Origin of the sequence: Micromonospora sp. NPDC049081 (assembly GCF_040648835.1) — a bacterium.
Lineage (GTDB): Bacteria > Actinomycetota > Actinomycetes > Mycobacteriales > Micromonosporaceae > Micromonospora > Micromonospora antibiotica.
In genome coordinates this window covers 105,150-129,820 of sequence record NZ_JBEZEK010000003.1, presented here as the reverse complement: position 1 = coordinate 129,820, position 24,671 = coordinate 105,150, and the positions used below count along the sequence as shown (strand labels likewise).

The following is a 24,671-nucleotide window of genomic DNA, read 5'->3' as shown; positions in this document are numbered from 1 at the left end:
ACGACATCATGTGGTGCAGCGCCGAAGTCGGGCGCAGGCCGCATCATGTAGGTCGGCAGACGAACGACAGGGGTGAGGTACCGGTGGACCCGCTCGATCGCATCGACGAACTGATCGGCGTGCTGGAGCAGGCGCGCTCCGTCCCGATGTCGCGCAACAACTGCATGGTCGACCGGGGCGAGATGATCGCGGCTCTCGACGAGATGCGCGCCGACCTCCCCGCCGACCTGCGTCGCGCCGCCGCCCTCCTGGAGGAGCGCGACAAGATCATGGATGCCGGTAAGCGGGAGGCCGACCGGATCATCAGCGAGGGTGAGGCGGAACACGCCCGCCTGGTCTCGGTGAACGAGATCACGGTCTCCGCCGAGCACGAGGGGGCCCGGATCATCGCCGAGGCCCGCGCCGAGGCGCAGCGGCTGCGGGAGGAGGTCGACGACTACGTCGACACCGCGCTGGCGAACTTCGAGCAGTTCCTCACCCGGGCGCTGGCGTCGATCGAGCGTGGGCGGGACAAGATGCACGCGCTACGGGAGATCGGCACCTTCGGTGGGGACGAGGCGGAGCGCCCGCTACCCTTCTGAGCGGCACCTCATCGCACCGACGGACGGGTCGGGCGTCGCCCCCGGTTCGACGATCCGGCGGTCGCCCAGGTAACCTTTTTTGTCGGCCTCTCACCGGCCGGAGTCTGACTATGCCCAAACACTCGCCTTCATCACTCAACCCCAGGGCGCCGCTGGTCCTCGACACGAGGGACCTGCCGCGTCGCCCTGGTGCGTTGCGTACGCATCGGCGGGTCGTGCCGGCACCGGCGGACCTCGGCGGAGAGTTGATCAGCGTGCCGGAGGGTGCGGACCTCGACCTCGACCTGAGGTTGGAGTCGGTGTCCGAGGGCGTGCTCGTCTCCGGGACCATCACCGGTCCCGTCCAGGGCGAGTGCGGTCGTTGCCTGCGCGCGATCGACTACTCGTTGACCGTGAACGTCCAGGAGCTGTACGCGTACGAGAACAGCACCACGGACATCACGACCGACGAGGACGAGGTGGGCCGGATGCAGGACGATCTGATCGACCTGGAGCCGGCGCTGCGGGACGCGGTGGTGCTCACGCTGCCGACCAACCCGCTCTGCCGGGAGGACTGCCCAGGACTGTGCCCCGAGTGCGGGGTGCACTGGGACGATCTGCCGGCCGATCACAGCCACCAGCAGATCGACCCGCGTTGGGCGAGCCTGTCGCAACTGAACCGTACAGAGGAGTAGGAACCGTGGCCGTCCCGAAGCGCAAGATGTCGCGCAGCAACACCCGGTCCCGCCGGGCGAACTGGAAGGCGGCTGTGGTCGCGACCGTGGCCTGCCCGCAGTGCAAGTCCCCCAAGCTGCCGCACGCGGCGTGCTCCGTCTGCGGCACGTACAACGGCCGCCAGGTTCTCGAGGTCTGACCTGGACGCCGAGTGACACCCCCGACCACAGGTCGGGTGGCGCGCGCACCCCGGCGATCGCCCGGTGCCCCGGCTCCCTCCGACGTCGACCGGCCCGCTCCGGCCGGCGTGGCGATGGAGCCGGGCACCGCGCGGATCGCCGTTGACCTCCTCGGCGGGGACGATGCTCCCGCCGTCGTGGTTGACGGCGCTCTGCGGGCGGTGCGTGCCGACCCGGACCTGCACCTGCTGCTCGTCGGCCCGACCGAGGTCGCGGCCGGGGTGGTCGACGCCCTGACCCCGGAGCAACGGACCCGGATCACCATCCGCGCGACCCGTACCGCCGCCGGGCCGGCCGACCACGCCCCACGGGCCGACAGCACCGTCCGCGCGGCCGTCTCCGCCGTCCGCGACGGTGCCGCCGACGCCCTGGTCTCCGCCGGGTCCACCGGCGCCACCGTCTCCGCCGCCGCCCTCGGCTTCGGCCGCTGGGCCGACGTGCGCCGGCCCGCGCTGGTGGCGAGCCTGCCGGCCGTCTCCGGCCCGGTGATCCTGCTCGACGTCGGCGGCTCGCTGGAGCCCCGCCCGGCCACCCTGGCCCGGCACGCCGTGCTCGGCGCGGCCTACGCCGCCGTCGCGCACGCCATCGTCGCACCCCGGGTCGGCCTGCTCTCGGTGGGCACCGAGACCGGCAAGGGGGACCGCCCCCGCCGCACCGCCGACCCCCTCCTCGCCGCCGCCCCACTGCCCTGCGCCGCCCGCTACGTCGGGCTGGTCGAGGGCTACGACGTGACGCTCGGCCTGCGCGCCGACGTGGTGGTAACCGACGGTTTCACCGGTAACGTCCTGCTCAAGGCCATCGAGGGGGCGTACACGATGACCGGGGGCCCACCCGCCGGCGGTGACGCCCCGCGGGCGGCGGCCCTGCTCGGGGTGGCCGGCACCGTGGTGGTCTGCCACGGCGCGGCGACCCCCGACGACGTCGCCTCCGGCATCGCCCTGGCCGCCCACCTGTGGCGTCGCCGGGCCACCGACCGGGTCCGGGAACAGATCGCCGGCCTGCCGACCGGCGGCGGCACCGACCAGGAGGACCCGCAGGCATCGGCCGGGTCCGATCGTCCCGGTGCGGATCGCCGCGAGCCGAGGAGACGGCCATGAGCACCAGGTGTGCGCCGGCCAGCCTCGCAGTCCTGAACGAACAGGTCACCGGCGTACGGGCCATGAGTCCGCGTACCCCGCCGGCGGGAACGGAGCAGAGGTAGGAGCATGACCAACGACAAGCGGCGGCGCGCGCCCGTCGCCCACCTGGAGACGGCGTTCGGGGTGACCCTCGACCCCGAGCTGCTGGAGCGGGCGTTGACCCACCGGTCGTACGCCTACGAGAACGGTGGGCTGCCGACCAACGAGCGGCTGGAGTTCCTCGGTGACTCGGTGCTCGGCGTGGTGATCACCACGGCGTTGTTCCGCAACCACCCGGACCTGCCCGAGGGGCAACTGGCGAAGCTGCGGGCCAGCGTGGTCAACATGCGTGCCCTGGCCGACGTCGCCCGGGGGCTCGGCCCCGACGGGCTCGGCGCCTACCTGCTGCTCGGCAAGGGGGAGGAGAGCACCGGCGGCCGGGACAAGGCGAGCATCCTCGCCGACACCCTGGAGGCGCTGCTCGGCGCGATCTATCTCCAGTACGGGCTGGACACCGCAGCGGAGGTCATCCACCGGCTGTTCGATCCGCTGATGGCCGAGTCGGCGGGCCGGGGCGCCGCCCTGGACTGGAAGACCAGCCTCCAGGAGCTGACCGCCGCGCTGGGGCTGGGCGTGCCCGAGTACCGGATCGAGGGCACCGGACCCGACCACCTGAAGACCTTCACGGCCTGGGTGGTGGTGGCCGGCAACCGCTACGGCGGATCCGAGGGGCGCAGTAAGAAGGAGGCCGAACAGCGGGCCGCCGACGCGGCCTGGCGGGAGCTGACCGCGCAGGCCGAGCGGGACCGCGCGGACGCCGCGCCAGCCGACGCGCAGGAGCCGGCGGCCGACGAGACCGCCGAGGCGGGTCTGGGTCGTGCCTGAACTGCCCGAGGTCGAGACGGTGCGGCAGGGGCTGGCCCAGTGGGTCACCGGTCGACGGATCTCGACGGTGGAGGTGCGCCACCCCCGTGCCGTGCGGCGACACGTCCCCGGCCCGGCGCACTTCGCCGACGTGCTCGCCGGCCGGACGGTGACCGACGTGCGGCGGCGCGGCAAGTACCTCTGGCTGCCACTGGACAGCGGTGACGCGCTCGTCGGCCACCTGGGCATGTCGGGGCAGTTGCTGCTCCAGCCGGCCGAGGCGGCCGACGAGCTGCACCTGCGGGTCCGGTTCCGGTTCACCGACGACGGCCCGCAGCTGCGCTTCGTCGACCAGCGGACGTTCGGTGGGCTCGCGGTCAGCGAGGGCGGCGCCGTTCTGCCCGCCGAGATCGCGCACATCGCCCGCGACCCGATGGACCCGGAATTCTCCGACACCGGGTTCGTCACCGCCCTGCGCCGACGGCGTACGGAGGTCAAACGGGCCCTGCTGGACCAGACACTGATCTCCGGGGTGGGCAACATCTACGCCGACGAGGCGCTGTGGCGGGCCCGGCTGCACGGGGCCCGCCCCACCGACGCGGTGACCGCCCCCGCCGCGGGTCGGCTGCTCGGGCACGTACGGGACGTCCTGGCCGAGGCGATCAAGCAGGGCGGCACGAGCTTCGACGACCTGTACGTCAACGTCAACGGGGAGAGCGGCTACTTCGACAGGTCGCTCAACGCCTACGGCCGGGAAGGGGAACCCTGCCGGCGTTGCGGGGCGCCGATCCGCCGGGAGGCGTTCATGAACCGGTCGTCGTACAGCTGCCCGCGCTGTCAGCCCCGCCCCCGGGGTGCCCTCAGGGGGTGACCCCGACCCGGTTCGGGGTTGCACCGGTGTGCCGCGCCGACGGCACTCCGGGCCTCTGCCGGATTTACGCTGATCCACCCGGTCGGTCGTCCCGGGCGACCGGACCCGGCCGCCTCCGCGGCGTCCGGGGTGGGCCGGGGCCGTTCCCCGATGTGCCCCGCCGTCGCCGTCCCTAGCGTCAGCACGGTCGGCAGGGCGCCGGCGGGAAGGGGGCCCGACGGAGATGGGCGGCAGACCGGTGACGGTGCGGTTGGCGCGGTGGAGCGCCGAGCACCCGTGGCGCGCGATCGCGCTCTGGGTGGTCTTCGTGGCGGTGTGTTTCGTTGGTGGCAGCGCCGCCGGCCTGAACGAGGCCACCCAGGCGGACCAGGCGATCGGCGAGTCCGGTCACGCCGACGTGATCGTCACCGAGGGGAAGTTCACCGATCCGGCGGTGGAGAACATCCTGATCACCCCGCGTACCGGCACCCTGGACCGGGCCGCCGCGCAGGCCGCCGCGACCGACGCGGCCGACCGGCTGCGGCAGATCACCGGAGTGGCGTCGGTGGGCGAGCCGGTGCCGTCGCGCGACGGTGCCGCGCTGCTGGTGCCGATCACCATGGCCGGTGATCCGGAGACCGCCGCCGACCGGGTGCAGCCGCTGCGCGACGCCACCGCCGCCGCCCAGGCCGCCCACCCGCAGCTGCGGATCGAGCAGGTCGGCGGCCCGTCGATCAACCAGGCCCTGGACGACACCCTGGGCCGGGACTTCAAGCGGGCCGAGCTGCTCAGCCTGCCGGTCACCCTGGCCATCCTGATCGTCGCGTTCGGCGCGCTGATCGCCGCCGGGGTGCCGGTGCTGCTGGCGCTCTCCTCGGTGGCCGCCGCGATGGGGCTGTCCACCCTCGCCTCCCACCTGGTGCCCGCCACCGACACCACCTCCAGCGTGATCCTGCTGATCGGGATGGCCGTCGGGGTGGACTACTCGCTGTTCTACGTCCGACGGGAACGGGAGGAACGGGCCAAGGGCCGGTCCGGGCTGGACGCGGTGGAGATCGCCGCCGAGACCTCCGGGCACGCCGTGGTCGTCTCCGGCTTCGCGGTGATCATCTCGATGGCCGGCCTGATGCTCGCCGACGACGTGGTCTTCTCGTCCCTCGCCGTCGGCTCGATCCTCGTGGTCGCCGTCGCGGTGACCGGCTCGCTGACCGTGCTGCCGGCACTGCTGGCCAAGCTGGGCCGCTGGGTGGACCGCCCCCGGGTGCCGCTGCTGTGGCGGCTCACCGCGCCCCGCACCGGACGGCACGGGCAGCCGGCCCGGCCCCGGTTCTGGCCGGCGGTGCTGCGGCCCGCGCTGCGCGCGCCCCGGGCCACCCTGATCGTCTCGGTGGGGCTGCTGCTCGCCCTGGCCGCCCCGGCGCTCGGCATGAAGCTGAAGTTCCCCGGCATGGAGGACCTGCCCCGGACCACCCCGGCGATGCAGGCGTACGACCGGCTGACCGCCGCCTTCCCGAGCACCGGCACCAGCCACACGGTCGCCGTCCGGGCCCCCGCCGAACAGGCCGACCAGGTGCGCGCCGCGCTGACCGGGCTGGCCCGCACCGCCGCCGCCGACCCGCTGTTCGCCCCCGTGGAGGCGGACGGCCCGAAGATCGAGGTGTCGGCGGACCGCCGGGTGTCGGTGCTGGAGGTGGCCACCCCGTACGCCAGCCGGGACGACCGGTCGGTGCGCTCCCTGCACGAACTCCGCGACGACCTGCTGCCCGCCGCACTGCGTGGCATCCCCGGCGTCGAGTACGCCGTCGGTGGCGGGGTGGCCGCCAGCGAGGACTACGCCCGGCACATCCGGGAGAAGCTGCCGCTGGTGATGGCGTTCGTGCTGGCGCTGACCTTCCTCGTGATGACCTGGACGTTCCGGTCGGTGGTGGTCGCCCTCACCTCGATCCTGCTCAACCTGCTCTCCGCCGGGGCCGCCTACGGCCTGCTGGTGCTGGTCTTCCAGGGCGAGTGGGCGCAGGACCTGCTCGGTTTCACCTCGATGGGGGCGATCGTCTCCTGGCTGCCGCTGTTCCTGTTCGTGGTGCTCTTCGGGCTCTCCATGGACTACCACGTCTTCGTGGTCAGCCGGATCCGGGAGGCGGTACGCGCCGGCCGGTCCAACGCCGACGCGGTCGCCTACGGCATCACCTCCTCGGCGGGGGTGGTGACCAGCGCGGCGATCGTGATGGTCGGGGTGTTCGCGATCTTCGCCTCGCTCAGCACGATCGACATGAAGCAGCTCGGCATCGGGCTGGCCGCGGCGATCCTGCTGGACGCCACGATCATCCGGGCGGTGGTGCTGCCGTCGGTGATGACGCTGCTCGGCGAGGCCAACTGGTGGGCGCCCCGCTTCCTGCGCGGGCGCAGCCGGCCCGCCGCCACCCCACCGGCCGACCCGACGCCGGAGCTGGTCGGGGCACACTGACCGGCCGTTCCACCAGCCCCGGGGCCGCCGCCCCGCCCACTCGCCGCCGGTGACCGCCCTTGCGGGTGGTGCAGCGCCGTGGCCGGCGGCGCGGATGACCCGGACCGCAGCTCGCGGTCCGGGTCACCCCGGTGTGCCGGGGACCGGCCCGGGGACGGTGGGACAGGGCACGCGCCAGGCGTCCAGGGTGCGGTTCTTGCGGATCGAGGCGAAGCCGTAGCCGACGGTCGTCACGCAGAAACCCGCCGGATCCCCGGCGTACTCGACCTGGAAGACCGGCTTGTCCGCGTCGGCGAACGGGAGCAGCTTGGCGCAGCGGCGCAGCCGGACGCACTCCTCGTCGACCGCGAAGTCGAAGTCCGGGGCCAGCGCGGCCACCTGCGCGACGTCGCCGACCAGGCCGGGGGAGAGACCCAGGGTCCGGGCCAGCGCGGCGGACCGCCGGTTGAACGCCAACTGGTCGTCGAAGTCGAGCGGGAAACCCGACCGGTGGGCGTACCCGTCGGCGTCGACGAGGGCCACCGCGCCGAAACCCTTGCCCCGGCAGAGCCGGAACCGGTCGGCCAGGACGGGACGCAGCAGGTCCCACCGCCGGATGTCGACCCACCGGCTCCCGGGCCGCCCCGCCGCACCGCCGCCGACCGCCGCCGGGTAGCGCGCGGCGTCCGGATCCGTCCCGGCGTACGTCCCGACCGGCACGTGACAGATCAGCCGCCGGTCGCGCCGACGCAACGCCCCGGTCTCGGCGGTGCTCACCCGGACCGGGTCGAGGAGGAAGACGTCGGCGTCGACGGTGGTGTCGACCGGGCCGGTGAGCTGCCACTGCCACCGCCACTGCCGGGCCGTGCCGGGCGGCCACGGGGTCGGTGCGCCGGGCGGGCCGAGGTCGGGACGGCAGGCGTACACCGGGGTCAGCAGGGTGAGTGCCAGCGTGGCCGACAGCACCCGGCGGGCCGGGTGGCGCCGCGGTGGCCGGGTGGGCAGCGGCGACCCGCCGCGCGTCGCGGACGCTGACGGCCGGATGCGCATCGGCGGCTCCCGGGTCCCGTGCGGTACGTCGCACGCCTCACCCGGTCAAACGAGAAGCCCCCGGCGACGACGCGGTCACGTCGTCGCCGGGGGCTGGCCGTCCCCGGTCAGCGCGGGGCGGCGAAGTCCTGCGTCCAGTACGGCCCGTTGCTACTGGCCACACCCACGCCGATCTCGGTGAACGCGCAGTTGAGGATGTTGGCCCGGTGGCCGGAGCTGTTCATCCAGGCGTCCATCACCGCAGCCGGGGTCTGCTGGTTCCAGGCGACGTTCTCGCCGTAGGTGCGCCAGGTGTAACCGGCCCGGTCCAGCCGCTGGCCGGCGTCGCTGCCGTCGCTGCCGGTGTGCGTCATGTTCTTGTGGTCGGCCTGGTCCTGGCTGTGCTGCTGGGCGGCGAGGGTCAGCTTGGCGTCCACCGTGACGGCGGCGCAGCCGGCCTTGGCCCGTTCGGCGTTGACCAGGTCGACGACCTGCTGGACCTGGCTGCCCCCGCCGCCGCTGACCGCGGCCCGGGTGGTGGTCGCCGCGGTGGGGATGTTGCCGCCCCGGGTGGTCTGCCGGGACGCCGGCTGGGTCCGGCTCGGGGCGGGCGTCGGCGTGACGCTCCGGCTCGGCGACGGGCTCGGCGACGCCGCCGACGGGCTCGGTGACGGGCTGGGGGAGGTCGGGGCGGTGGTGCTCGGTGCGGTGTCCGGGATGACCGGCGCGGTGGCCACCGGTTCGTCGAGGGCGGCCGGGTCGGTGCGCTCGTCGTCGTCGGGCAGCAGCAGCGCGCCGATGCCCAGGCTCACCACCAGGGTCGCCGCGGCGGCGGCCCCGCCGATGAGCAGTGGACGCTTCGGCCGGCGACGCGGCCGGCCGGGGCCGGTGGGTGTCGGCCGGCCGTTGCCGGTGGGTGTCGTCGGTCCGCCGGCCGGCACGACCGCCGGGGCGAGCGCGGTGGCGTCCCGGTCGGCGGGCCCGGAACCGGCTCCGCTCAGGTACGCCTGCCGCCCGTCCGGTTCGCCCACCCAGGGCCCGTCCTGTCCGGTGGCCGGGTGCGTGTCCCCGCCCCACGGGCCGGCCGGTTCGCCCTGCCACCGCCCGGTCTGCTCGTCCTGCCAGCGGTCGGCCGGCTCGCCAGGCGTGTCCTGCCAGCGGTTGGCGGCATCGCCGTGCCACGGCCCGGCCGGCTCGCCACCCCACGGCCCGGCCTGCTCGCCGTGCCACTGGCCGGTCTGCCCGCCCTGCGTGTCCGGCCACCGGTCGGCGTGCCCGCCCTGCCAGCCACCGGCCGGTTCGCCGTGCCACTGCCCGTCGGTTTCGCCCTGCCACTGCCCGTCGGGTTCGCCGTGCCGCGGCCCGGTCGGCGTGTCCTGCCACGAACCGGCGGGCCCGCCCTGCGTGGGACCGGTCTGGTCAGCCTGCCAGCGGTCGGTCCGGTCGTCCTGCCACGTCCCGGTCGGTCCGTCCTGCCACGTCCCGGTCGGTCCGTCCTGCCGACGGTCGGTCCGGTCGGCGGCCGGCCACTGCCCGGCGGCCGCTGCGGTCCACCGGCCGGTCGGCTCGTCGCGCCACCGGTCCGCCGGCTCGTTCCGCCACGTTCCGGTCGGTTCCGCCGGGTGCTGGCCGGGTGCCGCGTCGGCCCGGTGGTCACCGGCGGGGGGCGGTCCGGCGGCCCAGCGGTCGGGTCCACCCGCGAAGCGCCCGGCGGAGGTGCCGGCCGGGTCGGGGCCGGTCCGATCCGGGCCGTCCGGCGTCGGGTCGTCACCGAAGAGGTACGCCGAGCGGGGCTCGGGACGGTCGGTCAGCCAGGCCGGGTCGTCCGCCGACGGCTGCGGCCGTCGGTATGCGGCGTCCGGGTCGTTCGGATCGGTCGAGCCGTACACGCCTGTCGCCTCCACGGGTCGGTTGCGGGCCGGGGTGACGCTACGGCGGCAACGGGAACAGCGGCAACGCGGCTAAGGAAGAGTTAAGGCCGGGCAGACATCCAGGGTCACCGTAGCCGCCGGGGAAGGCGTAGAGTCAAGAAGTCCGGACAGAGAGTGTCCGAGCCTTACGGCCCCCGGGCACAGTCGTCAGGGTAGGCGTGTAGATGATCTACGGCCTGCGAGAACTTGACGAACGGCGGATTATCGCTCAATATGTAGGTGTCGCCAGTCGCGCCCAGCCACGCCCGGAACTCAGTGGCCCGGTAGTAGTCGCGAACACGAAATGGGCGCGCGTTGGCCGGCTTTTCCGGCAGCGCATATCAAGGAGTTAGCATGGCGAAGGCCCTGTACGGCCACGTAGGTGCAGCGCCCGACCGGCGTCTGCTCGACGAGGTCACCCGACTGCGTTCCAGGGTGCAGACCCTGGAGTTCGAGATCACGCGCCTGCGTGCCGACAATGATCGGCTCGCGGCGGCTGCGGCGGAGGTGGACGACCTCCTCCGGCTGGCCGAGCCGGCGCTCACCTGATCTTCGGCACCGCAGAAAACTGAACAGCACCACCGCGAAATAGCGCGCCGACACTTTTTGTGCCGGCGCGCAGTGCTGTCGCCGGCAATTCTTCCGGGCGTCAATTCGTGATCTTGTCACTCGATGTGGCGTAGCACACCCGATCATTTTCCGGACCGTACGGGGTGCGGCACCGGGGGCCGGGGCGGGTCGCGTGCCGGCCACCGCGTACCGACGGGTTAGTCTGCGGGTTCACCAGGTCCGCGCAGCCCGCGACGCCTGCGGTGGCCACCGGACGAGGATCGGACAGGTGCATCTCAAGAGTCTGACGGTGAAGGGGTTCAAGTCCTTCGCCTCCGCCACGACGTTGAAGCTGGAGCCCGGGATCACCTGCGTGGTCGGCCCGAACGGCTCCGGCAAGTCCAACGTCGTCGACGCGATCGCCTGGGTGCTGGGCGAGCAGGGCGCCAAGGCGCTGCGCGGCGGCAAGATGGAGGACGTCATCTTCGCCGGCACCGCCGGGCGGGCGCCGCTGGGCCGGGCCGAGGTCACCCTCACCATCGACAACACCGACGGCGCGCTGCCGATCGAGTACACCGAGGTCTCCATCACCCGCCGGATGTTCCGCTCCGGCGAGAGCGAGTACGAGATCAACGGCGACTCGTGCCGGCTGCTCGACATCCAGGAGCTGCTCAGCGACTCCGGCATCGGCCGGGAGATGCACATCATCGTCGGTCAGGGCCGGCTCGACGGCATGTTGCACGCCAAACCGGAGGACCGCCGCTCGTTCATCGAGGAGGCGGCCGGCGTGCTCAAGCACCGCAAGCGCAAGGAGAAAGCGCTGCGGAAGCTCGACGCGATGCAGGTCAACCTCAACCGGCTGACCGACCTCACCGCCGAGCTGCGCCGCCAGCTCAAGCCACTGGGCCGGCAGGCCGAGGTGGCCCGCCGGGCCGCCGCCATCCAGGCCAACCTGCGCGACGCCCGGCTCCGGCTGCTCGCCGACGACCTGCACACCCTGCGGGTCACCCTGGACAAGGAGATCGCCGACGAGACGGCGCTGCGCCAGCGGCGCGAACAGATCGAGGACGAGCACACCGAGGTGCAGGGCCGTCTCGGTGAGCTGGAGGCGGCGCTCGCCGAGGACGCGCCGCTGCTCGCCGCCGCCCAGGACACCTGGTACAAGCTCTCCGCCCTCGCCGAACGGTTCCGCTCGGTGGAGCAGGTGGCCCGGGAACGGCTGCGCCACCTCAGCGCCACCGGCGACGACGAGCGACCCGGCCGGGACCCCGACCAGTTGGAGGCCGAGTCGCAGCGGGTCCGCGAGCAGGAGGAGGAGCTGCGCGCGGCGCTCACCGACGACCAGATCCGGCTCGCCGAGGCCGTCGAGCACCGGCAGGAGCTGGAACGCCAGCTCGCCGCCGCCGAACGGGAACTCGTCGCCGCCGCCAAGGCGATCGCCGACCGGCGGGAGGGCCTGGCCCGGCTGACCGGGCAGGTGAACTCGGCGCGGGCGCGGACCACCAGCGCCGGCGAGGAGATCGACCGGCTCGCCGCCGCGCACGCCGACGCCCTGGCCCGCGCCGACCAGGCCCAGGCCGAGCTGGACGCGGTCGCCGAACAGTCCACCGAGGCCGACCGGGACAACGCCGAACTCGACGACCGGCATGCCGAGGCGGTGGCCGCCCACGAACGGGCCCAGGCCACCGTCCGGGCGTTGGCCGACACCGAGCGGGCCGCCGAGAAGGACGCCGCGACGTGGAAGGCCCGCGAGGAGGCGCTCGCCCTGGGCCTGCGCCGCAAGGACGGTGCCGGGGCGCTGCTGGCCCGCGCCGACGAGGTGCCCGGCCTGCTGGGCAGCCTGGCCGGGTTGCTCACCGTCGCCGCCGGCCACGAGGCCGCCCTCGCCGCCGCGCTCGGTGGGCTCGCCGACGCGGTGGCGGTCACCGGGGTGGACGAGGCCGTCGAGGCGATGCGGCTGCTGAAGATCTCCGACGCCGGGCGGGCCGGCCTGCTGGTCGGCAGCCCCGCCGGCCCCGGCATGACCGGCTCCGCCGACGCGCTGCGCCCCCGGCTTCCGGAGACCGCCCGGTGGGCGCCGGACCTGGTGGAGTGCGCCCCCGAGCTGCGCCCCGCCGTACACCGGGCGCTGCGTGACGTGGCGCTGGTCGACGACCTCGCCGCCGCTGCCGAGCTGGTCGCCGACAACCCGGAGCTGCGCGCGGTCACCCCGGACGGTGACGTGGTCGGGGCGTACGCGGCGGCCGGCGGGTCGGCCAAGGCGGCCAGCTTCATCGAGGTGCAGGCTGCGGTGGAGGAGGCCCGCGCCAACCGGCTCACCGCCGAACGGACCGGTGCGGAGCTGCGCGACCAGCTCGTCGACGCCCGGGCCGAGGTGGCCGCCGCGAAGGAGGCGGTGCAGCACGCCGCCGCCGCGAAACGGGAGGCGGAGAGCCACCGCAACGCCGCCGCCCGCCGGCTGGCCGAGCTGGGTGCGGCGGCCCGGTCGGCCAGGGCGGAGACCGACCGGCTCGGTGAGAGCCGGTCCCGCGCCGAGGCGGCCCGGGAACGTGACCTGACCGCCCTCGCCGAGCTGGCGGAGCGGCTGCGGCTCGCCGAGGACACCCCGATCGACGCGGAACCCTCCACCGAGGACCGGGACCAGCTCGCCGCGATGGTGCCCCGGGCCCGGCAGAACGAGATGGAGGTCCGGCTCGCGGTGCGTACCGCCGAGGAGCGCGTCGCCTCGATCGCCGGCCGGGCCGACTCGCTGGCCCGGCAGGCCACCGCCGAGCGGGCGGCCCGGGAGCGGGCGGCGGCCCGGCGGGCGGCCCGGACCCGGGGCGCGGCGATCGCCCGAGCCGTGGTCGGCGGGGCCCGCGAGGCACTCACCCGGTTGGGCACCTCCGTCGCGCGCGCCGAGGAGCACCGCGACGCGGTCGCCCGCGAACGCGCCGCCCGGGAAGCCGAACTCCAGGAGGTACGCGGGGCGGCGAAGCGGCTCGGCGCGGAGCTGGAGCGGTTGACCAGCCAGGTGCACCGCGACGAGGTGGCCCGCGCCGAGCAGCGGCTGCGCATCGAGCAGTTGGAAGCCAAGGCCGCCGAGGATTTCGGCCTGGACCTGGAGACCCTGCTCGCCGAGTACGGCCCGGCGCAGCCCGTCCCGCCGACCCCGGTGGACGTCGCGACCGCCGAACGCGACGGCCTGCCGGTGCCCGAGCCGGTCCGCTACGAGCGGCCGGTGCAGGAGAAGCGGGCCGCCAAGGCGGAACGGGAACTGGCCCTGCTCGGCAAGGTCAACCCGCTCGCGCTGGAGGAGTTCGCCGCCCTGGAGGAGCGCTTCAAGTTCCTCTCCGAGCAGCTGGAGGACCTCAAGGCCACCCGGCGTGACCTGCTCACCGTGGTCAAGGACGTCGACGAGCGGATCCTGGAGGTCTTCGCCAGCGCGTTCGCCGACACCGCCCGCGAGTTCGAGCAGGTCTTCACCGTGCTCTTCCCCGGCGGCGAGGGCCGGTTGATCCTCACCGAACCCGACGACCTGCTCACCACCGGCGTGGAGGTGGAGGCCCGGCCGCCCGGCAAGAAGATCAAACGGTTGTCGCTGCTCTCCGGTGGTGAGCGGTCGCTGACGGCGGTGGCGATGCTGGTGGCGATCTTCCGGGCCCGGCCCAGCCCGTTCTACATCATGGACGAGGTGGAGGCGGCCCTCGACGACGTGAACCTGGGTCGGTTGATCACGCTGCTGGCCCAGTTGCGGGAGAAGAGCCAGCTGATCGTCATCACCCACCAGAAGCGGACCATGGAGATCGCCGACGCGCTCTACGGCGTGACCATGCGCAGCGGCGTCACCCAGGTGATCAGCCAACGGCTCAACCGGACCGACGACGAGCGGTCCGACCGAACTGAGGAGAATCAGTAGTGGCACGGGAACGGCCGACGGCGCTCCTGCTCGACTTCGACGGCGTGCTGCGCCACTGGGACCCGGCGGTGGCCGCCGGCATCGAGCGGGAGTACGGCCTCTCCGCCGGGGTGCTCGGCGAGATCGCCATGCACTGGGGGCGGCTACAACCGGTGCTGACCGGTCAGGTCAGCCACGCCGACTGGGTGTCCAGCGTGGCTGACGCGCTGACCGAGTCGGTCGGCCCGGACCGGGCGCGAGCGGCGGTGCAGCAGTGGCAGCGCTACCGGGGTGAGCTCGACGCCGACGTGCTGGCGTTCGTCCGCGAGGTGCGGGCCACCGGGGTCCGGGTGGGTCTCGGCACCAACGCCACCGACCTGCTCGACACCGACCTCGCCGAGTTGGGCCTGGTCGGCGAGCTGGACGTGGTGGTCAACTCCTCGGTCGTCGGGGTGCACAAGCCGGCGAAGGAGTACTTCCAGGCCGCCTGCGCGGCGCTGGAGACCCCGCCCGCGCGGGTGCTCTTCGTCGACGACGAGGACTGGGCGGTCCGGGGGGCACGGGCGGCCGGGCTGTCGGCGTACCGGTGGAGTGGGCCGGAGGGGCTGCGCTACCTGCGGGCGGCGCTGGCCCACTGACCCCGGGCGGCGGGGGTCAGCCGTCGCTGACGTCGTGGGGCTGGCTCTGCTGTCGCCAGTACGTCAGGGCCTCGGCGGCTTCGGCGGTGAGCGGATGGTCCGGGCCGACCACCCGCAGACAGGTGGCCAGCAACTGCTCCAGGGCGTCGGCGGCACCCGCCGGATCCCCTGCGTGCCCCCGCCACGAGGCCAGGTTCCGTTGCGCGGACAGGGTCTGCGGATGCTCGGCGCCGAGCACCCGGATGTAGTCCGCCACCAGTGCCCGCGTCTCGCTCACCGCGGCGGCGTGCTCACCGGTGACGCCGAGCTGGAAGGCCAGGCCGTTGCGGGCTTTCAGGGTCACGTCGTGCTCGGGGCCCAGCAGCCGATGGCAGTCGGCGAGCAGCTCACGGAGCGCGACGACCGCACCGGCCGGATCACCGGCCTGTCCCAGTAGCCAGGCCAGGCTTCCCCGGGAGTTCAGTGTCTCGGGGTGGTCCGGGCCGTTTACCCGTAGGCGGTCGGCGAAGACCTCGGCGGTGGCTTCGGCGGCCCCGGCGGGATCGCCCGCCTCGCCCCGCCAGAAGGCGATGTTGTGCCGGGTGGTCAATGTGAGCGGGGCGTCCGGGCCCAGCACCCGGATGCAGTCGGCGGCGAGCGTGACGAATTCGTCCGCCGCCCCGGCGGCATCTCCGCCCCAACCCCGGTGGAAGGCGTGCAGAAAACGGAAGTTGAGTGTTCCGGCGTGGTCGGGCCCGTACAGCCGCAGCGAGTCGGCGATGGTCCGATCCAGGCCGTCGCTGGCGGCCCTGACCAGCCCGGCGTCACCCAGGCTGCTGTAGAGGCTGATCAACACGTCCCGAGATTCGTCGCGGAGCAGCAGGTCACCGACATGATCACGGAGCGCGACGGTGTTCGCCCGGAACGCCTGACTGAGGGCCGGGCGGGTCTCGCTCTCGGGCCACTGGTCCAGCAGCGCGGCGGCGGCGGTCCGGGTGGCCCGGCTGAGCTGGTCGCCGGTGAGCTCGTCCCGTGCGGCGCGCTGCACCAGCGCGTGCACCCGCAGGCTGCCACCGTGCGGGTCGTGCGTGATCAGGTTGAGCCGGTGCAGGTTGTGCAGGGCGCGACCCACGTCGTCCACCCCGACGACGTCGCCGGTGCCGCGTGCCTCGGTCAGATAGGCCAGTACGGCCGTGGTGGTGAGCAGGGTGGTGGGGACGCCGTTGGGGTCCAGCAGCGCGACCAGATTCAGCACCGGCCGGGCCAGGCCGGCGGGGGCCGCCGCGTCGGCGGCGTCGATGGACAGCGCCCAGGTCGCCGCCACCGTGGCCCGGTGGTCGTCGGGGAGGGCGTCCGGCTGGGGCACCAACTCGTCGAGCCGCCGTCGGCGGTCGGTGAGCAGCCGGCGGTAACCGGCGCAGTCGAGCCCCCGGTCCCGGATGAAGGCGGCGGCCTGGGCGACGGCCAGCGGCAGATGGCCGAGGTCGGCGGCGAGTTGACCGGCCTCGGCCAGCCGACCCGGGTCGGCGATGGCCCGGTGCAGGTAGCCTGCGGCCTCGGCCTCGCTGAAGAGCCCCACCTCGACCAGGACGCGACCCTCGGCGGCGAGGACGGCGTCACGTCGGCGGGTGGTGACGATCGTGCGTCCGTGGCGGTTGGCGGGCGGCCACCAGCCGGCCGCGTGGGCCGGCGTGTCGAGGTTGTCCAGCACCACCAGCCAGCGGCGGTCGGTGCGTTCGCACCAGTTCAGCAGTGTCGCGGCGGCCTGCTCCAAGTCCACCGTCGGATCGACCAGACGTAGTTGCCAGGCAGCCTGGGCGTAACCGGCGAGGATGGCGTCCCGGCTGATGGCGGTGATCCAGACCAGCAGGTCGAGTTCGCCGGTGTGGGCCAGTCGTCGGGCGAACTGGGCCGCGAGTTGGGTCTTGCCGACACCGCCCATCCCGGAGAGCACCTGGGTGAGCACCGCGGTGCGGCCGGTCCGGGCGACGCGGGTCAGGTCCAGCTGCGCACGTCGGTCCTGGAACCAGGACGCGGACTGCGGCAGCCGTCCGACCTGCACCAGACGGCCGGTCGCCGGGGCACGGTCGGCTCGGCCGACCCGCAGCGCCTGCACGGCGGCGATGGTGCCGACCAGGGAGAACACCGCGCTGACGATGCCGGCGATCCAACCGGCCTGCTCGGTGCCGGCCCAGCCGGGTCGCAGCGCTGCGCCATCGACGGGACGACGCAGCAGCACGACGGCCACGGCGGCAGCCAGCAACGCCGCCAGCAGCAACATCACCGCCCGCCGGCCGGGCGGGCGACGGCGGAAGACCTCACCCATGTCTTCATCATCCCGTGTGGACGCACGCCGCTCATCGGTGCTCCGGAGCGCTCCTGCGGCCTCACGGATGGTGATGTCCGGTCATCTGGTCACGACGGGTGCCCGCAACACCCCCAGGCCGGGGTCGGGCCGGCCGGCGGACGGGTGGGCCGCGCCGACCGGCGGCGGGGTCACTCGCCGGTGACCCCGTCGAGGCGTTCCCGGAGCAGGTCGGCGTGACCGTTGTGCCGGGCGTACTCCTCGATCAGGTGCAGGTAGACCCAGCGCAGGCTGAAGGTCCGTTTCTTGGGGCCCACCTCGGTGAACGTCTCGTCGAGCGAGCGGCCGACGGTGACGGCCCGGGCCAGGGTGACCTGCTCGTGATAGGTGGCGAAGTCGGCCTCGGCGTCGGCGTGGCTCACGTCGAGGTCGGCGTCCGGGTCGTCCACGGAACCGTACGGGTAGTCGAACTGCTGCCCGGCGAAGTTCTCCCGGAACCACCAGGCCTCCACCTCGCCCAGGTGCCGGACCAGGCCGAGCAGGGTGAGCTCGGACGGCGGCACGCTCGGGGTGCGCAACTGCTCGCCGGTGAGCCCGGCACACTTGAGCAGCAGGGTCTGCCGGTGGTAGTCGAGCCAGCTCTCCAGCATGGCCCGCTCGTCGCCGACGGGGAGTTCAGGGGTCCGGGTGATGTCCGGTGCTCGCCAGGTCATGTCCGGCATCCTCGTCGCCCGGTCCGACATTCCGCGACCGTTATTCGTCGCGCCGTCGGCGGCACCACCCGGCCCGGATGCCCCGCGACGACCCGGCGCAGGCGGCGGTCGCCGACCCTGCCCCGGTCAGGGGACGACGAGGACCGGCCAGCGGCCGGTGCGGACCAGGCGGGTGGCGACGGAACCGACCAGCCGGTGCCCGGCCTGCTCGGAGGAGCCGACCACCACCAGGTCCGCCCGGGACTCGTCGGCTGCCGCCCGCAACTCGGTGTACGCGTCGCCGCGCCGGCACAGGAACGTCACCGGCAGCCCCAGCTCCTCCGCGCCCCGGCGGCACTCCTGTCGCAGGTCGTCGGCGAGTTCGTCGTGGGTCTGCTGGACCGCCCCGGCCACCACCCCGGGCATCAGGCCGGTGTAGCCGGCCGGGGCGCTGACGAAGACCACCACCAGTCCGGCGCCCTGTCGACGGGCCAGCCCTGCCGCGTAGGAGGCGGCCCGTAGCGAGGTGCGGCTGCCGTCGACCCCGACCAGCACGACCCGGGGTCCGTCGGTGCCCCGCTCGAACTCCTGCGGGCGAGCCTGCGGGCCGTACTGCTCACGCTCGACGGGGATGCTCACCGGTCGGTCCCGGTGCGGACCACCGCCGCCCCGGCAGCCGCCGCGACGGTGGACTCCTGCGCGACGGTGTCGGTCCGGGCGTCCCCGGTGTGCTGGCGTAGCGGGATCTCCTTGATGAAGATCACCGCGATCAGGGAGATCAGCCCGAACGGGGCGGCGACCAGGAAGATGTCACCCGCGCCGTGGCCGTAGGCGCTCTCCACCACGGTCCGGATCGGCCCCGGCAGGGTGTGCACGTTGGGCAGCACGCCGCCGCTGCCCGAGCCGGTGGCCGGGATGCCCAGCGCGGTGAGTCCGTCGGCGATGTAGTCCTTGACCCGGTGGCTGAGGACCGCGCCGAGCACGGACACGCCGACCGCGCCGCCGAGGCTGCGGAAGAACGCCACCACCGAGCTGGCCGCGCCGAGTTCGTGGGTGTCGACGGTGTTCTGCACGGCGAGGACGAGGTTCTGCATGGTCATGCCGAGCCCGAGCCCGATCAGCGCCATGTAGATGGACAGGTGCCAGTAGGGGGTGTCGTAGCGGATCGTGCCCATCAGCGCGAAGCCGGCGGTGAGCAGCGCCGATCCGGCGACCAGGTAGCGCTTCCAGCGGCCGGTCCGGGTGATGATCCGGCCGACGACGACGGAGGAGATCAGCAGGCCGAGGATCATCGGCATGGTCATCAGACCGGACATGGTCGGACTCTCGCCCCGGCTGATCTGGAAGTACTGGCCGAGGAAGACCGATGCACCGAACATCCCGACGCCGACGGCGATGCTGGCGACGACGGCGAGGGTGATGGTCCGGTTGCGGAACAGCCTCGGCGGGATCATCGGCTCGCTGGCCCGGTTCTCGACGCGGACGGCGAGCACGCCGAGGGCGATCGCGCCGATCACCATGGCGGCGCTCTGCCCGGAGATCCAGTCGTACTTGTCGCCGGCCAGGGTGACCCAGATCAGCAGCAGCGACACGGCGGCGGTGATCAGGGTCGCGCCCCACCAGTCGATCTTCACCTGGCGCCTGACGACCGGCAGGTGCAGGGTCTTCTGGAGCACCACCAGGGCGGCGATGGCGAACGGCACGCCGACGTAGAAGCACCAGCGCCAGCCGAGCCAGGAGGTGTCGACGATGACGCCGCCGATCAGCGGGCCGCCGATGGTGCCGACGGCCAGCACCGCGCCGAGGTAGCCGCTGTACCGGCCGCGCTCGCGGGGCGCGATCATCGTCGCCATGATCACCTGGGCCAGGGCGGTGAGGCCGCCCGCGCCGACGCCCTGGAGCACCCGGCAGGCGATGAGCTGCTCGGTGGACTGGGACAGGCCGGCCAGCACGGAGCCCAGCACGAAGATGGCCAGGGAGAGTTGGACCAGCAGCTTCTTGCTGGTCAGGTCGGCGAGCTTGCCCCAGATAGGGGTGGTCGCGGTGGTCGCCAGCAGGGTCGAGGTGACCACCCAGGTGTAGGCGGACTGGCCGCCCTTGAGCTCGGTGATGATCCGCGGCAGCGCGTTGGAGACGACCGTGGAGGAGAGGATCGCGACGAACATGCCCAGCAGCAGTCCGGAGAGGGCCTCCAGGATCTGCCGGTGGGTCATCTCGACGCCGGTCGCCCGGGTGGGCGCTGTCGCCTGGGTCATCGTCGTTGCCTCCGCTGGTGGTGAAAAGGGTGCCTCGGGCAACCGTAAGCGTTCGTTGCCTCAAGCAACAACCGGAGGTGACCTGGCTCTATTCCCTTTGCCCCCGGGCCGGGCCGGGGTGCGGCGGGGCCCGACGGGGCGGGGCGGGGTCGGCGGGGTCGGCGGGGCGGGGCGGGGTCGGCGGGGTCGGCGGGGTCGGCGCGTCGCACCGCCGGGCCGGAGTGGGTCAGCAGGTGACGCCCGCCGGAGCCGGGGAGTGGCGCGACGGGGTCAGAAGGTCTCGTTGAACCGGTGCATCAGGCGGGCGAACTCCTCGACGTCCCGCTTCGGCCAGGTCTCCATCGACCGGTTGATCTGGTCCATCCGGGCGGACCGGGCGGCGTCGAACCGCCGGGTGCCCTCCTCGGTCAGCCGCAGCTGCGCAGCCCGCCGGTCGACCGGGTCCGGATCGCGGCGCACCAGGCCCAGCGCCTCCAACCCCTGGATCTGCCGGCTCAGCGTGCCCTTACCGATGCCCAGCTCAGCGGCCAGGTCGGTCAGCCGGGTCGACCCGGACCGGCGCAACCACAGCAGCAGGCCGTACGCGTTCGGCTCCAGGTTGGGGTGCACCTCCCGGGCGATCTCCCAGGACAGTGCCCGGCCCCGGCGGAGCAGCGCCGTGAGTTCGTGCTCCAACACGCGCAGCGTCTCCGGCAGATGATCGTCCACGGCACGAGGGTACGTGGCGGAGGTCACTTCGCCGAGGAGAGTCGCTGCCGGGCCACCTCACGCAGGTGCCCGTCGCTGGTGGTGCCCTCGATCAGCACCACGGCCTCCCGCCCGGTGTGCCGCAGCGTGCTCACCGCGTTGCCGAAGTACGGGCCGGCCAGCTTCTTCCAACGCACCGTCGGGCGGCGTACCCCGGCGGAGCGGGCCAGCGCCCGGGTGGCCGCCGCCGGTCCCGCGCTCCAGCCCAGCTTCATCAGCGGGCGCATCGCCGCCGGCACCTGGTTGTGGATCGGGGAACAGGTGAGCTGGTGCACCGGGGTACGCACCGCCGGGTCGTCGAACCGGGCGCGGGCCACGTACGAGTGGTGCACGTCGCCGGAGAGCACGCTGATCGACGCCGGCGCCGGGTACGCGGGCCCCGCGCCGATCCGGTCCCCGGTGCTGCCCTGGGTGCCGCTGCCCAGCCGCACGAACAGCGCGCCGAGGGCGTCGAACGAACGGCGGAACGCGGCCCAGTGCTCCAGGTCGAGCGCTCGGCGCAGCTTCTCGGCCAGCCCGGCGACCCACGGCCGGCCGGAGTCGGCCAGCCGTTCGTTCCACGCCTCCACGTGGTGGATGCCCGGCGGCAGCAGCCAGGGCAGCGACGCCCCGATCACCAGGTGGTCGTAGACGCCGTGGGCCCGGTCGAGGAACCAGGACCACTCACCGGCGGGCAGCATCGCCCGACCGCCCGGTTCGAGCACCCGGCTGCACCGGTTGTCCAGCATGACCAGCCGGGTCCGGCCCAGGTCCAGCGCGTAGCTCCACTGGTACTGCACGGCCCGCCAGCGTTCGGTGTCGTGCGCCTCATCGGCCTCCTTGTCGACCCGCTCGCCGAACTCGCGCAGCACGTCGGTGGCGTCCTCGGCGGCGACGACCTTGGCGTAGAGCGGGTCGGCGGCGATCTCGTCCGGGGCCAGGTTGCCCAGGTGCTGGTAGACCCAGTAGGAGGCCAGGCCGCTGCGGATCCGCTCGGCCCACCAGGCCTGCTCGCGCATGTCGGACCGCCACGACTTCGAGGTGTTCCAGTCGTCGATCACCTCGTGGTCGTCGAAGATCATCACGCTCGGCACGGTGGACAGCAGCCAGCGGATCTCCGGGTCGCGCCACGACTCCAGATAGAGCTTGGTGTACTCGTCGAAGCTGACCACCTGGTCGGCCGGGGCGTCCTTCGGCCGCCGCCGACGCCGCTTGAGCAACCGTCTGACCGTGGGCGAGGTGACGTCGGCATAGACCTGGTCGCCGAGCAGCACCAGCAGGTCGGGCTGCGCATCCCGGTCGGGCGCGGCCATCAACCGCCGGGCGTACGCGTCAAGCGCGTCCGGGGGCAGCTTGCGGGTGGTGTTGTGCTGGGTGGTCTCCCGGCACGACCCGAAGATCAGGCTGACCGGCTGGTCCCGGTCGTCGGCCGCCCTGGTCCGGATCACGCTGGGCGGGAACCCGTCCCGGGCCACCGGCCAGACCAGCTCGTCGTCGACCAGCACCTCGTAGCTGGTGGTGTGGTCCGGGGTGAGCCCCTCCACCACCACCAGCGCGTAGTGGTGGTCGTACGCGGAGAAGGTCGGCGCGGAGCCGGTGGCGCCGTCGGCCGTGCGGACGGTGACCACCGCGGGCCCGCTGGTCTCCACCCACACCGTCGCCCGGGTGCCGACGACCCGGCGCAGCAACGGGCCGATGAGCAGACGGGGCTCAGGCATGGGTGGCACCTCCGAGGAGAGGACGATTCATCTTTTCTACCCCGTGGGCGGGTGGGTCACCCCCGGCAGCGGCGAGCGTACCCGCAGCTCGCTCAGCTCCGGAGGCGGTGAGTGGGACGCCGTCGCCGGCATCTGACAGGATTTCGGCATGACGGACTACCTCCTCGTCGCACTGGCCCTGCTCGGCGTGCTGATCCTCGGCGGCCTCGGCCTGGTCGTGCCCCGGCTGCGTCGGCGTGCCGCACCCCCGCTGCCGCAGACCGAGGTCGACACCCGGGCCGAGGAGGACCTCGCCGGGCCACCCGTCGAGGCGGGGGAGTCCGACCTGTCCACCGGTGTCCTGGTCGAGCCGCCGGTGGTCACGGCCCCACCGCTGGAGGTCCCCGAGCCGACCGCGGGCCGGCTGGTCCGGCTGCGGTCGCGGCTGGCCCGCTCGCAGAACGCCTTCGGCAAGGGCCTGCTCGGCCTGCTCGCCCGCGACCACCTCGACGAGGACGCCTGGGAGGAGATCGAGGACAGCCTGATCACCGCCGACGTCGGCATCGACGCCACCCGCGACATCGTCGACCGGCTCCGCGAGCGGACCCGGGTGCTCGGCACCCGCTCCGCCGGTGAGCTGCGCGACCTGCTCGCCACCGAGCTGGTCACCGCCCTCGACCCGGGACTGGACCGCTCGTTGCGCACCACCGGCCGCGACGGCATGCCGGCGGTGCTGCTGGTGGTCGGGGTCAACGGCGCCGGCAAGACCACCACCTGCGGCAAGATCGCCCGGGTGCTGGTCGCCGACGGCCGCTCGGTCACCCTCGGCGCGGCCGACACCTTCCGCGCCGCCGCCGCCGACCAGCTGGAGACCTGGGGCGGCCGGGTGGGCGCCGAGACGGTCCGGGGCGCCGAGGGCGCCGACCCGGCCAGCGTGGCCTTCGACGCGGTCCGCCGGGGCATCGACGCCGGCACCGACACCGTGCTCATCGACACCGCCGGCCGGTTGCAGAACAAGATCGGCCTGATGGACGAGCTGGGCAAGGTCAAGCGGGTGGTGGAGAAGCACGGCCCGATCGACGAGACGCTGCTGATCCTGGACGCCACCACCGGGCAGAACGGGCTGGAACAGGCCCGGGTCTTCACCGAGGTGGTGAACGTGACAGGCGTGGTGCTGACCAAGCTCGACGGGACGGCCAAGGGTGGCATCGTGATCGCCGTCCAGCGCAAGCTCGGCATCCCGGTCAAGCTGGTCGGTCTCGGCGAGGGCGCGGACGATCTGGCCCCGTTCGACCCGGCGCAGTTCGTCGACGCGCTGCTCGGCACCGAGCCGCTCGCCCGGGACGCGTAACCTCGCGGTGAGCAACGACGATCGCGCGTACGCCGGGTGGCGTGACCCCCGCCATGCGGCGCCGGGCCTGGGGAGACCGTACGTGACCTCGCAGGAGATCCCGCTGCACGGCGGGAACGTGAGCACCGTCGTCCGGGTCGGCGACACCGTCCGGCGCAACGCCGGCCCGTGGACGCCCTCGGTGCACGCCCTCCTGCGCCACCTGGAGTACGTCGGGTTCACCGGCGCTCCCCGGGCGCTGGGGATGGACGAGCGCAACCGGGAGGTGCTGTCCTACCTCGAAGGGGAGTGCGGGGAGTACCCGCTGGCCCCGCACTGGGTCACCGACGAGGCGCTGGTGACGGTGGCGACCATGCTGCGGATGTTCCACGACGCCCAGTACGGTTTCGCCCCGCCGCCCGGCGCGGTCTGGCGCTCGTTCGGGCCGCCGCCACCGGACACCGAGGTGATCTGCCACCACGACGCCGCCCCGCACAACGTGATCTGGCGGCCCGACGGCACCCTCGGCCTGATCGACTTCGACCTCGCCTCGCCCGGGGCCCGGATCTACGACGTGGCGTACGCGGCGTGGACCTGGGTGCCGATCTTCGCCGACCGGGACTCGATCACGCTCGGCTGGAAGCACCCGGACCGGCCCCGCCGGCTGCGGCTGTTCGCCGACGCGTACGGGCTGATCCCCCGGGACCGGCACCGGCTGATCCGGACCATCCGTAAGCGGATCGTCGACCACGTGGAGGGCATCCGGCGGATGGCCGCGGCGGGGGAGCCGGCGTTCGTCCGGATCGTGCACAAGGGTCACCTTCGTCGCCCGATGCGCGACCTGCGCCTGCTCGACTACGAACGGCACGCCCTGGAGCACGCCCTGCGCTGACGACCGCATCGGGGAAAGAGTGGCTGTTCGTTGCCGGAACGGC

At 73.5% G+C, this 24,671-nt stretch carries 20 protein-coding genes; 12 read left to right on the top strand and 8 right to left on the bottom strand.

The features are described from left to right. The first annotated feature begins 83 nt into the window (after positions 1–83). The 7 genes from AB0B63_RS07675 to AB0B63_RS07645 all read left to right on the top strand — a co-directional run bounded on the left by AB0B63_RS07675 (position 84) and on the right by AB0B63_RS07645 (position 6,770). Positions 84–581 (top strand): hypothetical protein, encoded by a 498-nt coding sequence (locus AB0B63_RS07675; RefSeq protein ID WP_208567212.1) that lies wholly within the window; start codon positions 84–86, stop codon positions 579–581. A gap of 110 nt (positions 582–691) precedes the next feature. Continuing rightward, positions 692–1,255, top strand: a complete 564-nt coding sequence (locus AB0B63_RS07670) for a YceD family protein (RefSeq protein ID WP_208567211.1) — start codon at positions 692–694, stop codon at positions 1,253–1,255. A 5-nt stretch (positions 1,256–1,260) separates the two neighbouring features. Beyond that, positions 1,261–1,434 (top strand): 50S ribosomal protein L32, encoded by a 174-nt coding sequence (gene rpmF, locus AB0B63_RS07665; RefSeq protein WP_088646032.1) that lies wholly within the window; start codon positions 1,261–1,263, stop codon positions 1,432–1,434. Positions 1,435–1,548: 114 nt separating this feature from the next. Continuing rightward, a complete protein-coding gene (locus AB0B63_RS07660; RefSeq protein WP_357015966.1) occupies positions 1,549–2,571 on the top strand; it encodes a phosphate acyltransferase PlsX in 1,023 nt (340 codons plus the stop codon). 108 nt (positions 2,572–2,679) lie between these two features. Beyond that, entirely contained in the window at positions 2,680–3,477 is a 798-nt protein-coding gene (gene rnc, locus AB0B63_RS07655) for a ribonuclease III (protein ID WP_357015551.1), read from the top strand. Then, entirely contained in the window at positions 3,470–4,327 is an 858-nt protein-coding gene (gene mutM / locus AB0B63_RS07650) for a bifunctional DNA-formamidopyrimidine glycosylase/DNA-(apurinic or apyrimidinic site) lyase (protein WP_219468259.1), read from the top strand. Before rnc ends, mutM begins: the two co-directional genes overlap by 8 nt. 223 nt (positions 4,328–4,550) lie before the next feature. Beyond that, positions 4,551–6,770, top strand: coding sequence for an MMPL family transporter (locus AB0B63_RS07645; RefSeq protein WP_357015547.1), 2,220 nt, complete (start codon positions 4,551–4,553; stop codon positions 6,768–6,770). Positions 6,771–6,893: 123 nt separating this feature from the next. Here the strand turns inward: AB0B63_RS07645 and AB0B63_RS07640 are convergent, their stop codons facing one another. After that, positions 6,894–7,799, bottom strand: a complete 906-nt coding sequence (locus tag AB0B63_RS07640) for an endo alpha-1,4 polygalactosaminidase (protein WP_357015544.1) — start codon at positions 7,797–7,799, stop codon at positions 6,894–6,896. A 107-nt stretch (positions 7,800–7,906) separates the two neighbouring features. Continuing rightward, complete coding sequence (locus tag AB0B63_RS07635) at positions 7,907–9,667, bottom strand: CAP domain-containing protein (protein ID WP_357015541.1); 1,761 nt, start codon at positions 9,665–9,667, stop codon at positions 7,907–7,909. Positions 9,668–10,042: 375 nt separating this feature from the next. Here AB0B63_RS07635 and AB0B63_RS07630 point away from each other — a divergent pair, with 375 nt between their 5' ends. The 3 genes from AB0B63_RS07630 (at position 10,043) to AB0B63_RS07620 (ending at position 14,752) form a co-directional block, all read left to right on the top strand. Then, the gene (locus AB0B63_RS07630; protein WP_208567207.1) at positions 10,043–10,237 is read left to right on the top strand and encodes a hypothetical protein; all 195 of its coding nucleotides are present in this window, start codon (positions 10,043–10,045) and stop codon (positions 10,235–10,237) included. Between the two features lie 289 nt (positions 10,238–10,526). Continuing rightward, positions 10,527–14,135, top strand: coding sequence for a chromosome segregation protein SMC (smc, locus tag AB0B63_RS07625; protein ID WP_357015537.1), 3,609 nt, complete (start codon positions 10,527–10,529; stop codon positions 14,133–14,135). Further along, complete coding sequence (locus tag AB0B63_RS07620) at positions 14,135–14,752, top strand: HAD-IA family hydrolase (protein WP_357015534.1); 618 nt, start codon at positions 14,135–14,137, stop codon at positions 14,750–14,752. Before smc ends, AB0B63_RS07620 begins: the two co-directional genes overlap by 1 nt. Positions 14,753–14,768: 16 nt before the next feature. Here the strand turns inward: AB0B63_RS07620 and AB0B63_RS07615 are convergent, their stop codons facing one another. The 6 genes from AB0B63_RS07615 to AB0B63_RS07590 all read right to left on the bottom strand — a co-directional run bounded on the left by AB0B63_RS07615 (position 14,769) and on the right by AB0B63_RS07590 (position 22,427). Further along, the gene (locus AB0B63_RS07615; protein ID WP_357015531.1) at positions 14,769–17,057 is read right to left on the bottom strand and encodes a tetratricopeptide repeat protein; all 2,289 of its coding nucleotides are present in this window, start codon (positions 17,055–17,057) and stop codon (positions 14,769–14,771) included. A gap of 170 nt (positions 17,058–17,227) precedes the next feature. Then, entirely contained in the window at positions 17,228–17,749 is a 522-nt protein-coding gene (locus tag AB0B63_RS07610) for a DinB family protein (protein ID WP_357015529.1), read from the bottom strand. 126 nt (positions 17,750–17,875) lie between these two features. Further along, positions 17,876–18,367: a universal stress protein gene (locus tag AB0B63_RS07605; protein WP_307799198.1), complete on the bottom strand. Its 492-nt coding sequence runs from the start codon at positions 18,365–18,367 to the stop codon at positions 17,876–17,878. Beyond that, complete coding sequence (locus tag AB0B63_RS07600; protein ID WP_357015525.1) at positions 18,364–19,983, bottom strand: MDR family MFS transporter; 1,620 nt, start codon at positions 19,981–19,983, stop codon at positions 18,364–18,366. Before AB0B63_RS07600 ends, AB0B63_RS07605 begins: the two co-directional genes overlap by 4 nt. A gap of 270 nt (positions 19,984–20,253) precedes the next feature. Next, positions 20,254–20,691, bottom strand: coding sequence for a MarR family transcriptional regulator (locus AB0B63_RS07595; RefSeq protein ID WP_307826066.1), 438 nt, complete (start codon positions 20,689–20,691; stop codon positions 20,254–20,256). A 23-nt stretch (positions 20,692–20,714) separates the two neighbouring features. Next, complete coding sequence (locus AB0B63_RS07590; RefSeq protein ID WP_357015522.1) at positions 20,715–22,427, bottom strand: alkaline phosphatase D family protein; 1,713 nt, start codon at positions 22,425–22,427, stop codon at positions 20,715–20,717. A gap of 148 nt (positions 22,428–22,575) precedes the next feature. Between AB0B63_RS07590 and ftsY the strand changes: the two genes are divergently transcribed. Continuing rightward, the gene (gene ftsY, locus AB0B63_RS07585) at positions 22,576–23,757 is read left to right on the top strand and encodes a signal recognition particle-docking protein FtsY (RefSeq protein WP_357015519.1); all 1,182 of its coding nucleotides are present in this window, start codon (positions 22,576–22,578) and stop codon (positions 23,755–23,757) included. Between the two features lie 7 nt (positions 23,758–23,764). Continuing rightward, a complete protein-coding gene (locus AB0B63_RS07580) occupies positions 23,765–24,628 on the top strand; it encodes an aminoglycoside phosphotransferase family protein (protein ID WP_172898393.1) in 864 nt (287 codons plus the stop codon). Positions 24,629–24,671 lie beyond the last annotated feature (43 nt).

Coding starts and splice junctions, on each gene's coding strand:
- AB0B63_RS07670 (WP_208567211.1), top strand. CDS start 692: ATGCCCAAACACTCGCCTTCATCACTCAACCCCAGGGCGCCGCTGGTC.
- AB0B63_RS07660 (WP_357015966.1), top strand. CDS start 1,549: ATGGAGCCGGGCACCGCGCGGATCGCCGTTGACCTCCTCGGCGGGGAC.
- rnc (WP_357015551.1), top strand. CDS start 2,680: ATGACCAACGACAAGCGGCGGCGCGCGCCCGTCGCCCACCTGGAGACG.
- AB0B63_RS07645 (WP_357015547.1), top strand. CDS start 4,551: ATGGGCGGCAGACCGGTGACGGTGCGGTTGGCGCGGTGGAGCGCCGAG.
- AB0B63_RS07640 (WP_357015544.1), bottom strand. CDS start 7,799: ATGCGCATCCGGCCGTCAGCGTCCGCGACGCGCGGCGGGTCGCCGCTG.
- AB0B63_RS07630 (WP_208567207.1), top strand. CDS start 10,043: ATGGCGAAGGCCCTGTACGGCCACGTAGGTGCAGCGCCCGACCGGCGT.
- AB0B63_RS07615 (WP_357015531.1), bottom strand. CDS start 17,057: ATGGGTGAGGTCTTCCGCCGTCGCCCGCCCGGCCGGCGGGCGGTGATG.
- AB0B63_RS07610 (WP_357015529.1), bottom strand. CDS start 17,749: ATGACCTGGCGAGCACCGGACATCACCCGGACCCCTGAACTCCCCGTC.
- AB0B63_RS07600 (WP_357015525.1), bottom strand. CDS start 19,983: ATGACCCAGGCGACAGCGCCCACCCGGGCGACCGGCGTCGAGATGACC.
- AB0B63_RS07590 (WP_357015522.1), bottom strand. CDS start 22,427: ATGCCTGAGCCCCGTCTGCTCATCGGCCCGTTGCTGCGCCGGGTCGTC.
- ftsY (WP_357015519.1), top strand. CDS start 22,576: ATGACGGACTACCTCCTCGTCGCACTGGCCCTGCTCGGCGTGCTGATC.